This window comes from Vibrio sp. D173a (assembly GCF_030248475.1).
This window is the reverse complement of the sequence record NZ_JAHGAH010001384.1, coordinates 1-600: the sequence shown is the minus strand read 5'-3', so window position 1 is coordinate 600 and position 600 is coordinate 1. Positions and strand designations below refer to the sequence as shown.

Here is a 600-nt window from a genome sequence, read left to right as displayed (position 1 = left end):
CGCGAACAAGGTTGATAACTTTGAAACGCTTGAGCAAATCGGTGTTCACAGTTGGGGTTCTGCCGATAAGACCGCGAAGGATTTCCCATACACAGATGAAAGCCATCGTAAGCAAGCGACGTACTTTGATGCGGTGATGGGGGATAAAGGCATCGACTTTTACCTGTTCACTCTCGACTCGGCTCCGTTTAATGGGCAGCACTGGCTAACCCAAGCCGATTCAGACAAGTATCAATTCATCACTCATATTGAGTAGATTGACTTAACTGAGTGTCATTACCTTAAATACCGCAGCGATTGCGGTATTTTTGTATGTGCCGCACGGAGCACAAAGGGAACGACTTGCGCGACAATACGAAAGCCAAGATGCTGATTTTTTGAGTTAAAAATCCTGTTCAAATGCATATAGTTTTCTATCCTTAATCCTATGGATGACGAATTTTAAATTCGAATACAAGGATAGAGAGGCAGCTTTGATGACTATGAGACTTTTCTTAGGAAAGCTAGGTTCGATAATTGTTTTGTCGCTTGGGCTTTTGGTAAGCCCAATTCATGCATCAGAAAAGATCGAATTGGTTTTTGGTGTGGTGCCGCAGCAAT

At 43.2% G+C, this 600-nt stretch carries 1 pseudogene; it reads left to right on the top strand.

The annotated features are described in order from the left end of the window. Positions 1 to 256, top strand: a pseudogene (locus KIV40_RS33525) (alpha/beta hydrolase); the annotation flags it as partial. Positions 257 to 600: the final 344 nt, after the last annotated feature.